Origin of the sequence: Mucilaginibacter paludis DSM 18603 (assembly GCF_000166195.2) — a bacterium.
Classification (GTDB): domain Bacteria; phylum Bacteroidota; class Bacteroidia; order Sphingobacteriales; family Sphingobacteriaceae; genus Mucilaginibacter; species Mucilaginibacter paludis.
In genome coordinates this window covers 1,791,058-1,805,368 of sequence record NZ_CM001403.1, presented here as the reverse complement: position 1 = coordinate 1,805,368, position 14,311 = coordinate 1,791,058, and the positions used below count along the sequence as shown (strand labels likewise).

The following is a 14,311-nucleotide window of genomic DNA, read 5'->3' as shown; positions in this document are numbered from 1 at the left end:
ATTATGAAAACAATTGATTTAATCAAATTTTCAGGTAAACGTGCCTTAATCAGGGTTGATTTCAACGTACCGTTGGATGATAGTTTTAATATAACAGATGATAACCGCATGACAGCGGCTTTGCCTACGATTGAAAAGATATTGAAAGACGGCGGTTCGGTGATACTGATGTCGCACCTGGGGCGCCCTAAAGACGGGCCTACCAATAAATATTCATTAAAACACCTGGTACCGCATCTGTCGGATCTGCTTGGCCAGCAGGTGGAATTTGCCGACGATTGCATTGGCGCTGATGCTTTGCAAAAAGCTAAGGATTTAAAACCAGGCGAAGTTTTACTGTTAGAAAACCTTCGCTTTTATAAAGAAGAAGAAAAAGGCGACAAGGATTTTGCTGAAAAATTATCAAAGCTTGGCGATATTTATGTAAACGATGCTTTTGGTACCGCGCATCGTGCGCATGCCTCAACAGCTGTAATAGCGCAGTTTTTTCCGGATGCCAAATATTTTGGTTACCTGATGGCCGGCGAGCTGGCTAATGCCGAAAAGGTATTGAACGGAGCAGTAAAACCTTTTACAGCCATTATGGGTGGTGCTAAAGTATCCGATAAAATTGAACTGATAGAAAAATTGCTGGATAAGGTTGATAACCTGATTATCGGCGGCGGCATGGCTTATACCTTTGCCAAGGCACAAGGTGGTAATATAGGTAAATCATTGGTTGAGGCTGATAAGCTTGACCTGGCTAACAGCCTGGTGCAAAAAGCCAAAGATAAAGGCGTTAACTTGTTATTGCCAACCGACTCTGTTATTGCCGATAATTTCTCGAACGATGCTAATACCGAAGCTGCTCAAAACAATAACATCAAGGATGGCTGGATGGGCTTAGATATCGGCCCTGAGTCGATAGCCGCCTTCAGCAAGGTAGTTGAGGAATCAAAAACCATTTTATGGAACGGCCCGATGGGTGTTTTTGAAATGGAGAAATTTGAAAAAGGAACCAAAGCCATTGCCGAGGCAGTTGTAAAAGCTACCGAAAACGGTGCCTTCTCCTTAATCGGTGGTGGTGACTCTGCAGCTGCGGTTGCCAAATTTAACCTGACTGATGATGTAAGTTATGTATCAACCGGCGGTGGTGCCTTGCTGGAATATATGGAAGGTAAAGAATTGCCAGGCGTTAAAGCCATCAACGAATAAACCCCACAAATAGCAGGGTTTTACTAAATCAGGAGCCGGAAGATAAGCTTAAGCTTTATCTCCCGGCTTTTTTATAAGCACCAGCTATTGTTATTTTATCGGTTTCAAAATCCTGTTCCAACGCACCTTGTCCAGGAAGGTTCCTGCCGAATCGATACTCATCCAGGTGATCATTGCCTTGCCAACCACGTGGTCTTCCGGAACATATCCCCAAAAGCGCGAATCGAGCGAGTTATGGCGGTTATCGCCCATCATCCAGTAATAGTTCATTTTAAAGGTATAGGTATCAGCCTTCTTTCCGTTGATCATGATATCTTTCCCGTTTACGGCTACCTTGTTGTTTTCATATAGTTCAATCGCCCTGCGATATAAAATCATGGTTGAGTCGTTAAGCGCTATCGTCATGCCTCTTTTAGGCAAAGTAAGCGGGCCCAAATTATCCATATTCCATTTAAACTTTTCATTGTGCGGAAATACCGAAGCATCGTAAATACCTGCGGCTTCAACAACCGGCGTAACGCTTTTAATATTACTGTACGATTTTAAAACAGACACACTTTCGTTAGGGATAATCATTTCGTAGTTATTCATATCGCTTTGGCGCAGTACTTCAATGTGCAGTTGCTTAAATATCAACTCATTCATGGCCATGCCATCGGTAACGACCTGATACGATGTTTGGGCCTTTTCCGCATTGGGTGCAGCCTTGCCGTTAATGTACACCTGGGTGTTTACAATGGTCAATACATCGCCGGGTGTGGCCTGGCAACGCTTAATTAGGTTGGTACGCGCGTCAACAGGGCGGTTGTAGGATGGATCAGCCTCCTCTGGCTTATTAAATACCACAATGTCGCCTTTCTTAATTTCGCTTAAACCCGGTAAACGAAAATAGGGCAACTTAATACCATCCCAGTAGGTTTTGATATTATACTGCGTGATGGTTGATTCCAGGAATGGAACAGCTACAGGCGTAAAAGGCATGCGCGGCCCGTAATTAATCTTGCTGACGAACAGGTAATCGCCCGTTAGTAAACTGCTCTCCATAGAACCGGAAGGAATTGCGTATGCCGAAAATAGCAATCCCCGTATAAGTGTAGCCGCAACAGCAGCGAACATTACGGCATCCAGCCATTCGCGCGTTTTTGATTTTTTGGGTTTGCTGGTCCCTGGTTGCTTTTTAAAGTTGAACTTCCATTGCATAGCTTTAAGTTTTGATGATATTTTGATGGAGAAGAAGGTGAATTGTTACAAGCTTTTTTTGTGTTTTTATCATGAAAAAGCATAGTACCTGTGCAATTCATCTGTTGAGAGGTGGAGAGATGTGTTTCATCACCCGACAAACTGACTCCTCTCCGTATCCCCAAACCAAACTTATGTCCCGTAATCCAAAGCCAGGGCCCGTGTGATTTCCCTCTCGAGAGGGGCGGAGAGGTGTGTTCATCACGAGACAAACTCTCAAACCAAAATCGTGTACCCTCGGGAGTGAAAGTAATTACCTTTTTATTAACGCTGATATTTATTAACTTTAACAATCAAAAAGTAAGTTATGCCACAGGTAACCATCAATTATAAAAAGCCCGAAACTTTAAAGATTTTAAAGAGCCTGGCTAAATATCTTGATTTTGATATCTTGAAGGACAAAGAAAGTATATCAACTATTAATGGGGTATCTCTTATACCCGGAGATAGTTCAATTGATATATCTGATCTTAAAGAAATATTTTCGAACAACAATATCGACGCGGCTAAACTTAGAAAAGAAGCGTGGACCAGGAAAAAGTAATTTGTGATACCTGCATTCCCGATGCCTTAATTGCGGCTACTACCATATACGCCGACCTTTAGCTATACACTTACAATACCCGCGATTATAAATTCATAAACAACCTCAAACTTTATCAATATTGATCAGCAACGTTCATCCCATCAGCAGATATATCCTCATCATTCTTTGTTTAGTCAAAACGAGCTGCGTATTGGGTCAGCAAGCTCCCGATGCGCAATACATTAAGGATAACTATCAGAAGTTTGAGTACCAGGTGCCGATGCGAGACGGTAAAAAGCTGTTCACCTCGGTATATGTACCCAAAGACGAATCCCGGAAGTACCCCTTCATGATGGACCGTACCTGCTACAGCGTAGCACCTTATGGCACTGATAAATACCGGCCAAGCCTGGGGCCATCATCCCATTTTACACACGACGGCTATATTTTTGTTTACCAGGATGTGCGCGGCCGATGGATGAGCGAGGGTATTTATGAAGAGATGACTCCCGAGTTGGAAGTGCATAAAACCAATAAGGATGTAGATGAAGGTACCGATACCTACGATACCATTGATTGGCTGCTTAAAAACATACCCAATAATAATGGCAAGGTTGGCGTTTGGGGAATATCCTATCCCGGTTTTTATACCACAACCGCTTTACTGAGCAGGCACCCGGCATTGGTAGCCGCCTCGCCGCAAGCCCCCATTGCCGATTTATGGCGCGACGACGGCTGGCACAATGGTGCGTTTTTCCTGGTGGCCAATTTTGGCTTTTACCCGTTTTTTACCAACCGGCAGGATGATAAGCCTACGCAACGCCCGGGTGGGCATTTTGACCCGGGCACTGAAGATGGCTATGATTTTTTTATGAAGATGGGGCCCATCAAAAACACTAACGATAAATATTATAAAGATACCATCAGGTTATGGAACGAGATGCTGGATCATCCGGATTACGACAAGCATTGGGAAGATCGTAATGTATTGCCTCGTTTACACGATATTAAAACAGCCGTATTGGTTACCGGTGGATGGTACGATGCGGAGGATTTGTACGGGGCCATCAACACGTATAAAACCCTGGCAAAAAATAATCCTAAAACACCAGTTTACTTTGCCATGGGCCCCTGGGTACACGGTGGCTGGGCGCGTGGCGATGGCGATCATTTAGGTGACGTAGATTTTGGCCAGGCAACAGGCCCCTACTATCGCGAAAACATCGAGTTTCAATTTTTTAGCCATTATTTAAAAGGCACTGAACTTGCTTTACCGCCGGTTAACGTTTTTGAAACCGGTATTAACCAATGGAAAACCTACCAAACCTGGCCACCCGTGCAGGCACGTGAAAAGCAATTGTATTTTTTGCCGGGTGGCAAGCTTTCCTTCAGTGCGCCATCGGTTGCTAAAGATAGTTATGACGAATATATATCCGATCCGGCTAACCCGGTTCCGTTTGTGCAGGACCGGAACCAAACCATGGATATGCAACGCGAATACATGACTGCCGATCAGCGTTTCTTATCATCCCGTAAGGATGTATTAAGTTATCAAAGCGATGTGCTTGATCAGGATGTCACCATAGCGGGCAACATCTGGGCAAATTTAAAAGTATCAACCACGGGCACCGATGCCGACTTTGTAGTTAAAGTGCTCGATGTTTATCCCGATACCGCCGCCAATACCAAATGGACAGGCAAGGATATAAAGATGGGTGGATACCAGCAAATGGTACGCAGTGAGCCCATTCGCGGTAAATACCGTAATAGCTTCAGCAAACCGGAGCCCTTTGTTCCCGGCAAGGTAACACCCGTTAACTTTGAGCTACAGGATGTATTGCACACCTTTAAAAAAGGCCATCGGATCATGGTGCAGGTACAGAGTACCTGGTTTCCGTTGATTGATCGTAATCCGCAAACGTTTGTCAATATCATGAAGGCCAATGAAGCCGATTTTAAAAAGGCAACACAGCGGATTTATACATCAAAACTTCATCCAAGCTTTTTGAAGGTGCGGGTAATGTGATGCTTGGGAATCTCCAATTTTGCAGATATGGAAGCTTTTTGTGGGGATATGAGTTGATATATTAAATGGTTGTCTATTTTATTGACAGAGAGTAATATACTTCTGCCATCATTGAATGTTTTAAATCCCGCTCAACTAAATACAAAGCTTCCCCTTTGTAATTTTCGTCGTTTTTATTCACATCCAGTTTGATCTACCTGGGTGACACCTCTATTCTTTGCTTCATTTTTACGTTTTTACTAAACGGTGGTTGGTGAGTAAATTATTCTAATCATTAATTCTGGCTTTCTTGCGTCATTCTGACAGCCATAATCATCCTGATTCGGTCCAAAATTGGTACTTGTCTTCCAAATTGCTTTCTGCACATCTCCCGTTTTCTACAAAAAAACTACCCAATAATTTGGTAAAGTGGTAACACAAATGCGCAAAAGCTTTGTTGAAAACTTTTAGTGGGGGAAAGTGGTAAAAAGTGGAAATTGTAACTACTTTTACATAACAAATTTTGCATAAGTGTATCTATGTCCCATTTTTTAGGAGAATTTGATTGTAAACTGGATACCAAAGGGAGGATGATGATTCCCGTTGGCCTCAAAAAACAGCTTCCTGAAGCTGAAAGAGAGGGTCTTGTGATCAATCGGGGCTTCGAGAAACACCTGGTAATTTATACCCGGAAGGAGTGGGATAAGATAGTAGAAGACCTTGCAAAACTTAACCAGTACGAAAAAAAGACACGCGAGTTTATCAGATATTTTACCCGCGGCGCCTCAGAACTGACGCTCGACGCTGCTAACCGGGTGTTATTGCCCAAAGCTTTGACAGACTATGCCGGTATAGGTACCGATGTAGTACTATCATGCCAGTTTAATAAAATTGAGGTTTGGGCCAAGGATGCTTATGATTCGCAAATGGATAACGAACCGGAAAACTTTGCTAACCTGGCAGAAGAAGTGATGGGTAATTTAGGGAGGGCAGCAAATGAGTAATTACCATAACCCGGTGATGCTGGCGGAGTGTATTGAGGGGCTTAATATTAACCCTGAAGGTACTTATGTAGATGTAACCTTTGGTGGCGGTGGCCACTCGCGCGAGATATTGAAGCATTTGGGTCCGCAGGGTAAACTGATAGCCTTTGATCAGGATGTTGATGCCCAGGCCAATGCTATAGATGATGAGCGTTTTGTTTTTGTTGATCAGAACTTCCGTTATCTCAAAAACTTCTGCCGTTTACATGGGGCGATCCCTGTGGATGGTATACTGGCAGATCTGGGTGTTTCCTCGCATCAGTTTGATAAAGCTGAACGCGGTTTTTCAACCCGTTTTGATGCGGATTTGGATATGAGGATGGATCAATCGGCAACACAAACGGCTAAGGATATTGTAAATACCTACGCCGAGGCTGATCTGCATCGCATTTTTGGGATGTACGGCGAAATTCAGAATGCTAAAACGCTGGCCCGTACCATAGTAACTGCGCGCTTAAACTCGCCGATCAATACCATTGCCGATTTAAAAGGTGCCATTGCAACTTTAATTCCGCGGGGGAAAGAGAATAAATACCTGGCCCAGGTTTTCCAGGCCTTGCGGATTGAGGTTAACCAGGAGCTGGAAGCCTTGCAGGAGTTTTTAAAACAAACGGTTGAGGTATTGGCTCCAGGTGGCCGGTTGGTAGTCATGTCCTACCACTCGTTGGAAGACAGGCTGGTGAAGAGCTTTATTGCCAAGGGCAAATTTAGCGGCGAACTGGAAAAAGATATTTATGGTAATGATGACCGACCTTTTGAAGCCGTGAGCCGCAAGGCCATTACCGCTACAGAGGATGAGATTAAATTAAATAACAGGGCACGCAGTGCTAAATTAAGGATAGCTGTAAAAAAATGACGAACCGTTTACGTGCAGAAATTCTGGAAGAGGAAGAAGCAGAAAGGGAATTAATTGTTGAGGAGAAAGCCCCAAGGGAGTTCTCTGAAAACTTTTTTACCCAGCTTTTTACCAAGGGATTCGTATCGACCGATTCGGCAACAAAGGCCTTGCCTTTTATTATATACCTGGCTTTTTTGGGTATGCTTTACATCGCCAACAGGCATCTGTCAGAAAAAAACCTGCGCGAAATTGATAAACTAACAAAGGAAGTAAAGGAGCTTAATTGGGCTTATAAGTCAACCAAATCCGATTTAGCTTATAAAAGTACATTAACAGAGGTTGCAAAAAAAGTGGACACTTTGGGTATAAAAATAGCTGTTGAGCCACCACAAAAACTAACTATTGAAGACGATAGCAAATGAGTATCCGGACTAACATATTGCTGAGGGTTTACCTTGCATTTGGCTTGATCATGCTATTTGCACTGGCTGTAATGGTACAATTGTGCCGTGTACAGTTTGTGCAGGGTAAAAAGTGGCGCGCAATGGCCGATAGCTTATCAACCCGTTATGTGAATGTTGAAGCCGCCCGTGGCAATATATTTTCTTACGACGGTAGTTTGCTGGCTACCTCGGTGCCGGAGTATGAGCTGCACATGGATTTATTGGCAGGCGGTATTGCCGATGATCATATATTTTACGAAAAGGTTGATTCGCTGGCGCAAAAGATGTCGGCATTTTTTGGCGACAAGCCAGCCTCTGATTACTCGCGATTGTTGAGAAATGCGCGGAAAGATAGCTCGCGGTATGAGCTTATCCGCCGTAACGTAACTTACCTTGAGTTAAAGCAGGTACGCAAGTTCCCTATTTTTAATATGGGCAAATACAAGGGCGGGCTCATCATCGTACAAAAAAATAAAAGAATTTTGCCTTTCCGGTCGCTGGCAGCGCGTACTATAGGCTATAAAAATGAGAACATTACCAACCCAGTTGGTTTAGAAGGAGCTTACGCTAATTACATTAACGGGGAGAGCGGCAAGCGTTTGATGCAGCGTATAGCAGGCGGCGTGTGGATGCCTGTTAATGGCGATGAAGAAGAAATAGCGCCTAAGGAGGGTGCCGATATTATTTCGACCATTGATGTTAATTTTCAGGATGTAGCTCAAAAGGCGCTTGAAAAGCAATTGATAAAAAGCGATGCCGATCATGGCGTAGTGATACTGATGGAAGTTAAAACTGGCGAGATACGTGCGGTGGCTAATTACACCAAGGTTGCGCCCGGCGAATACAAGGAGAAGTTTAATTATGCCATAGCTGGTAACCAGGATCCGGGTTCTACTTTTAAAATTGCATCGTATATGGCTTTGCTTGAAGATCATAAGGTTGATACCAATACCCGTGTAAATACAGGTACCTATCAAATTCCCGGTCATTTGATCAAAGATTCTCACGGTAGTATTGGTGTGGTATCGGTTAAGCGGGCGTTCGAAGAATCATCAAACGCGGCGGTTGCTTATTTGGTTAATACCGCTTATCACTATAATCAATCGCAATTTACTGATCATTTGTACAAATGGCACCTGAATGAGATGTTGAAATTGCAAATACCGGGGGAAGCGCAGCCGGTAATTAAAAACCCTAAAAATGTGAGCTGGAATAAAAATATGACACTGCCGCAAATGGCTTATGGGTACGAAATGCAGCTTACGCCACTAAAAATGCTTTCGTTTTATAACGCGGTAGCCAATAACGGCAAATATATCTCGCCTGTTTTTGTGAGGGAGATTAAAAGAATGGGTAATACTGTTGAGCAGTTTGAGGCCCGGGTGATCAATCCCAAAATATGTTCGGATGAGACATTGAAGAAAATGCAGGAGATGTTGGCAGGCGTGGTATCAGAAGGAACGGGAAAATCGATCATCAATAACCCTTTATATAAAATAGCAGGTAAAACCGGTACGGCGCAGGTGGCCGATGGCAACAAAGGTTACAGGGCAAAAAAACAATACCAGGCGTCTTTTTGTGGGTATTTCCCGGCAGATCATCCTAAGTATTCTTTAATCGTGGTGATTAACGATCCTAAAAATGGCTACTACGGTGCGCAAGTTGCAGGTCCGCCTTTCCGGGAGATCGCTGATAAAGTTTACTCGAGCGACCTGGAAATGAACCAAAGCACGCCTATCCATTTTGTTGGCAATACCCAGCCGCCCAAAATTAAAACCGGCGACCGCAAGGCTATTAACCAGGTGTACACCAAATTAGGGATGAAGCCTTTATATGCCTCAGCTACCCCGGTTGAAACAGATACAAGCAACGGCATTGCAGTTGATGAAATTAAATATAAAAGAGGTTATGTGCCCGCTGTAACAGGCATGGGTTTAAGTGATGCGTTGTATGCTCTGGGTAATGCGGGTTATAAAGTAACTGTTCGGGGCAGCGGGGTAGTTGCCCGGCAGTCTGTAACAGGTGGTAGTGTTATTCCTAAAGGATCAAAAATTTTAATCGAACTGGAATGAGATATTTAAGCGAAATATTAAATGGAATACCTGCTACTGAGTTGCAGGGAGCCGATGATATGCAAATATCATCTATTGTTTTTGATTCGCGCAAGGTTGTTCCGGGCTCGTTGTTTGTAGCCGTAAGAGGTACTCTGGTTGATGGGCACAATTATATTGAACAGGCTATAAAAGACGGAGCTGTCGCTATCGTATGCGAGGATCTGCCCGCACATACCATAGGCGAAGTAGCTTTTATGATGGTTGCCGATTCGGCTGTGGCGCTTGGGCAGATTGCAGCTAATTTTTACGATCATCCATCTGATAAATTAAAGTTGGTAGGCGTTACCGGTACAAATGGTAAAACTACAGTTGCCACTTTATTATATCAATTATTTCATGATCTGGGCTATAAATGTGGCCTGTTGTCGACCGTAGAGAATCAGATCAACGGAAAGGTAATACCTGCAACGCATACCACGCCCGACCAGGTGGTGTTGAATAGCCTGCTCAATGATATGGTTAACCAGGGCTGTGATTATTGCTTTATGGAAGTAAGCTCGCACGCGGTAGCGCAGCACCGCATTGAGGGCCTACAGTTTTCGGGCGGAATTTTCACCAACTTAACGCATGATCACCTGGACTATCATAAAACTTTCGATAATTATTTAAAAGCTAAGAAAGCTTTTTTTGATGCCCTGCCCAAAAGTGCTTTTGCTTTAACCAATATTGACGACAGGAACGGCAATATTATGTTGCAAAATACCAGGGCGCAAAGAAAAACGTATGCCTTAAAAAGCCTGGCCGATTATAAAGCTAAGATACTCGAAAACCAGTTTGGCGGCTTGCTGCTCGATATTGATAACGAGGAGGTTTGGTTTAAAATGGTAGGCAGTTTTAACGCTTATAATTTGCTGGCAGTTTATGGTGCAGCAAGGTTGCTTGGGCAAGATAAAACTAAAGTGCTTACCTCCCTGAGCAAATTGAAAGGTGCCGAAGGCAGGTTCGACTACATCATATCGCCAAATAAGGTGATCGGCATTGTGGACTATGCCCACACGCCCGATGCCGTGCAGAACGTGTTGAGCACCATTCACGATATCCGCAAAGGAACCGAAAAGGTAATAACCATTATTGGATGCGGCGGCGACAGGGATAAAACCAAACGCCCTATAATGGCTAAGGTAGCCTGCCAATGGAGCGATAAAGTTATCCTTACATCTGATAACCCACGCTCGGAAGTACCGGAACAGATCATCAGGGATATGGAGGCCGGTGTGGATGCCGAAGGCAAAAAGAAAACTATCAGCATAACCGACAGGCATGAGGCCATTAAAACCGCCTGCCATTTGGCCTCCCCCGGAGATATTATTTTGCTGGCAGGCAAAGGGCACGAAAAATACCAGGAGGTAAAAGGCGTACGCAGTCATTTTGATGACAAGGAAGAGCTGATAAAGGCATTTGTTTTTTAATGTGCGGATGAGTAAATGTGCAGATGTGCAAATGGAGGGAATGATTTTAATGTGCGGATGAGGAAATATGCAGATGGGCAAATAGGGGGAATGATTTTAATGTGCGGATGAGAAAATATGCAGATGTGCAAATAGGGGGAATGATTTTAATGTGGGTTTAAAACGGAGAAAAGAAATAAAGTATTAATTGGAGCAGCAATGATGGCCACTAATAAACCAAATGTGATTGTCGAGTTAACCTTTCGGTTCGCTTTAAGCATTATTGAATTTACCGAAGAACTTGAATCGAGAAGGAAATTCAATATGGCCAATCAATTATTTAGGTGTGGTACGTCAATAGGTGCTAATGTGAGAGAGGCTCAGGGAGCAGAAAGTAAGAGTGATTTTGTACACAAATGTAAAGTAGCTTATAAAGAAGCAGAGGAATCAGAGTATTGGTTATTGTTATGTCAGTTTTCACAAAATTATCCCTTTGACGAAAAGTTACTTATAGAAGTGGAAAACATCAAAAAGGTATTAGGAAAAATCATTTCAACATCAAAAAAGTAAAGTCAATGATTAAAGAAATTTATACATATATAAATCAAATTGGCAAGCCTGCAAACCATTTGCACATTTGCACACCTGCTCATTTGCACCTTTGCACACCTGCTCATTCGCACATATACACATACGCACATTTGCACATTTAAAAGATGTTATATTATTTATTCAATTACCTCGACCACAATTTTAGCATCCCGGGGATAGGTGTGTTCCAGTACATCACCTTCCGGATGGCGATGGCTGTGATTACCTCATTGATCATTACCACCGTTTACGGCAGGAGACTGATTGACTATTTGCGCCTTAAACAAGTTGGCGAAACTGTACGGAACCTGGGTTTAGAAGGCCAGATGCAGAAGCAAGGTACGCCAACCATGGGTGGCTTAATTATTTTGCTGGGTATACTGGTGCCCACCCTGTTGTTTGCCAAATTAGAAAACGTATATGTTATCCTGATGCTGGTAAGTACAGTCTGGTTAGGCGCCATCGGTTTTCTGGATGATTATATTAAAGTATTTAAAAAGAATAAAGAAGGGCTGGCCGGTCGGTTTAAAATTATTGGCCAGGTAGGCTTGGCGCTTATTGTAGGGTGGACCATGTATTTCAATTCAAATATCGTCATCCGCCAGGAAGTTAAGTTGCCCGTTAAGTACGATGTACCGGTTGAGTTCCACATGCGCGGCAACCATGCGGTTTATACCCAGGATATCAAGTCGACCAAATCGACCATGCCTTTCTGGAAAAACAATGAATTTGATTACAGTAAAGGACTTAAAATATTTGGGCCTAATTATGAGCATTATACATTGCTGGTATTTATGCTTGTTAGCATCCTGATTATTGTGTTTATCTCCAACGGGGCTAACATAACCGATGGCATTGATGGCTTGGCTACGGGCACATCCGCAATTATAGGTGTTACACTGGCCATATTAGCTTACGTATCCGGTAATACCGTTATAGCCGATTACCTCAATATCATGTATATTCCCAACTCAGGCGAACTGGTAGTTTTTGCCGGGGCCTTTGTTGGTGCTTGCGTGGGCTTTTTATGGTACAACTCGTACCCGGCGCAAGTTTTTATGGGCGATACCGGCAGTTTGGCCATTGGGGGTATCATCGCAGTTTTTGCCATCATGATCCGCAAAGAGTTGATGCTGCCCTTACTCTGCGGAATTTTTGTGATCGAAAATTTATCGGTGATTATGCAGGTATCTTATTTTAAATATACCAAAAAAAGGCGTGGCGAAGGTAAGCGAATCTTTTTAATGGCGCCGCTGCATCACCACTTCCAGAAAAAGGGTTTCCACGAGGCGAAAATCGTAACCCGTTTCTGGATCATTGGGATAGCGTTGGCGGTGATAACGGTACTGACATTAAAATTGAGGTAAGGAGCCCCCCGACCCCCTAAAGGGGGAGGAATAAAGCACAATATAAAAAACAAAAAGAAATAAGTGGAAACACCAAACAACATAGCTAATCAAAAACTCCCCCTTCAGGGGGCTGGGGGGCTTCTTGTTGTGCTTGGTGCTGGCGAAAGCGGTACCGGTGCAGCTTACCTGGCCAAACAGCAAGGGTATGATGTATTTGTTTCTGATTTTGGTGCCATATCCGATAAATATAAAACGCAGTTAAGCAATTGGGGTATCCGCTTTGAAGAGAAGCAACATACCGAAGCCGAAATTTTGAGCGCTTCTGAGATTGTGAAAAGCCCCGGTATTCCTGATAAGGCTCCTATCATTAAAAAGATTAAGGAGAAAGGAATTGCGCTGATATCTGAAATTGAGTTTGCGGGAAGGTATACCGATGCCAAAATGATATGTATTACAGGGTCAAACGGTAAAACCACAACCACCAGCCTAACCTACCACATCTTAAAAAATGCAGGTTTAAACGTGGGATTGGCGGGTAATATAGGCAAAAGCTTTGCTTACCAGGTGGCAACCGAACAATTTGATTACTACGTGCTCGAGATCAGCAGCTTTATGCTGGATAATATGTACAAGTTTAAGGCCGATATAGCAGTACTGCTAAACATTACGCCCGACCACCTGGACAGGTACGATTACAAGATGGAGAATTACACGGCATCAAAGTTCAGGATAGCACAAAACCAGACAGCCGCTGATTATTTTATTTACTGCGCCGATGACCCGGAAACTATCAAAGGAATTGCCGAACGGGAAATTGAGGCACAACTATTAACATTTTCAATTGAGAAGAAAGTTGAACGGGGGGCATACCTTGATCAACAAGACCTAATTATAAACGCAACATTAGAACATTTTAAAATGTCATTAAACAAACTGGCCCTGCAGGGTAAACACAACATCTACAACTCAATGGCTTCCGGAATCACATCCAAAGTATTGGATATCCGCAACAAAACTATCCGCGACAGCATGGAAGATTTCCAGAACATTGAGCATAGGTTGGAGTTTGTTGGCAAAATATCGGGTATCAGCTTCATCAACGATTCAAAGGCCACTAACGTAAACTCTACCTGGTACGCGCTCGAGAGTATGAGCAATAACGTGATCTTAATTTTAGGTGGCGTTGATAAAGGTAACGACTATAATATGCTGAAGGAGTTGGTAAAGCAAAAAGTGAAATCAATTGTATGCATGGGCAAGGATAACAACCGTATCCATGATGCTTTTGAAGATGATGTAGATGTGATAGTAAACACAAGTTCTGCATCCGAAGCTGTACAGGTTGCCTATCACCTGGCTACCAAAGGCGATACCGTATTGCTTTCGCCAGCCTGCGCCAGCTTTGATCTGTTTGAAAGCTATGAAGACCGGGGCAATCAGTTTAAGCAAGCCATAAAGGAACTGTAGTAAATGTGCGGATGTGCAAATGAGTAAATGTGCAAAAGAAAATAAAATCGGTGTAGTCAAAGAAGCAATCGGGTAATTAGGAAAGTACAATCAAAATCAGTGAAATCATAAATA

12 protein-coding genes are annotated in these 14,311 nt (G+C 43.2%); 11 read left to right on the top strand and 1 reads right to left on the bottom strand.

Annotation, left to right across the window (positions count from 1 at the left end):
* The first annotated feature begins 3 nt into the window (after positions 1-3).
* Positions 4-1,194: a phosphoglycerate kinase gene (locus MUCPA_RS07640; RefSeq protein ID WP_040627167.1), complete on the top strand. Its 1,191-nt coding sequence runs from the start codon at positions 4-6 to the stop codon at positions 1,192-1,194.
* A 90-nt stretch (positions 1,195-1,284) separates the two neighbouring features.
* On the opposite strand, the gene lepB is transcribed toward MUCPA_RS07640, so the two are convergent.
* Positions 1,285-2,394 (bottom strand): signal peptidase I, encoded by a 1,110-nt coding sequence (lepB, locus tag MUCPA_RS07635; protein ID WP_008505550.1) that lies wholly within the window; start codon positions 2,392-2,394, stop codon positions 1,285-1,287.
* A 346-nt stretch (positions 2,395-2,740) separates the two neighbouring features.
* Between lepB and MUCPA_RS07630 the strand changes: the two genes are divergently transcribed.
* The 10 genes from MUCPA_RS07630 to murD all read left to right on the top strand — a co-directional run bounded on the left by MUCPA_RS07630 (position 2,741) and on the right by murD (position 14,197).
* Positions 2,741-2,977 carry a hypothetical protein gene (locus MUCPA_RS07630; protein WP_008505549.1) on the top strand — a complete coding sequence of 79 codons (237 nt, stop codon included), beginning with the start codon at positions 2,741-2,743 and terminating at the stop codon, positions 2,975-2,977.
* Between the two features lie 121 nt (positions 2,978-3,098).
* The gene (locus MUCPA_RS07625; protein WP_008505548.1) at positions 3,099-4,985 is read left to right on the top strand and encodes a CocE/NonD family hydrolase; all 1,887 of its coding nucleotides are present in this window, start codon (positions 3,099-3,101) and stop codon (positions 4,983-4,985) included.
* Positions 4,986-5,503: 518 nt separating this feature from the next.
* Positions 5,504-5,968, top strand: coding sequence for a division/cell wall cluster transcriptional repressor MraZ (mraZ, locus tag MUCPA_RS07620; protein ID WP_008505547.1), 465 nt, complete (start codon positions 5,504-5,506; stop codon positions 5,966-5,968).
* On the top strand, positions 5,961-6,863 hold the full coding sequence (gene rsmH / locus MUCPA_RS07615; protein WP_008505545.1) for a 16S rRNA (cytosine(1402)-N(4))-methyltransferase RsmH: 903 nt from the start codon (positions 5,961-5,963) through the stop codon (positions 6,861-6,863). Before mraZ ends, rsmH begins: the two co-directional genes overlap by 8 nt.
* Positions 6,860-7,267 carry an FtsL-like putative cell division protein gene (locus tag MUCPA_RS07610; RefSeq protein ID WP_008505544.1) on the top strand — a complete coding sequence of 136 codons (408 nt, stop codon included), beginning with the start codon at positions 6,860-6,862 and terminating at the stop codon, positions 7,265-7,267. Before rsmH ends, MUCPA_RS07610 begins: the two co-directional genes overlap by 4 nt.
* The gene (locus MUCPA_RS07605) at positions 7,264-9,360 is read left to right on the top strand and encodes a penicillin-binding protein (RefSeq protein WP_008505543.1); all 2,097 of its coding nucleotides are present in this window, start codon (positions 7,264-7,266) and stop codon (positions 9,358-9,360) included. Before MUCPA_RS07610 ends, MUCPA_RS07605 begins: the two co-directional genes overlap by 4 nt.
* Entirely contained in the window at positions 9,357-10,811 is a 1,455-nt protein-coding gene (locus MUCPA_RS07600; protein WP_008505541.1) for a UDP-N-acetylmuramoyl-L-alanyl-D-glutamate--2,6-diaminopimelate ligase, read from the top strand. The genes MUCPA_RS07605 and MUCPA_RS07600 overlap by 4 nt, the downstream gene beginning before the upstream one ends.
* A 198-nt stretch (positions 10,812-11,009) precedes the next feature.
* Entirely contained in the window at positions 11,010-11,360 is a 351-nt protein-coding gene (locus MUCPA_RS07595; protein WP_008505539.1) for a four helix bundle protein, read from the top strand.
* A 146-nt stretch (positions 11,361-11,506) separates the two neighbouring features.
* Positions 11,507-12,748, top strand: a complete 1,242-nt coding sequence (gene mraY, locus MUCPA_RS07590; protein ID WP_008505537.1) for a phospho-N-acetylmuramoyl-pentapeptide-transferase — start codon at positions 11,507-11,509, stop codon at positions 12,746-12,748.
* Positions 12,749-12,811: 63 nt separating this feature from the next.
* On the top strand, positions 12,812-14,197 hold the full coding sequence (gene murD / locus MUCPA_RS07585) for a UDP-N-acetylmuramoyl-L-alanine--D-glutamate ligase (protein WP_008505536.1): 1,386 nt from the start codon (positions 12,812-12,814) through the stop codon (positions 14,195-14,197).
* Positions 14,198-14,311 lie beyond the last annotated feature (114 nt).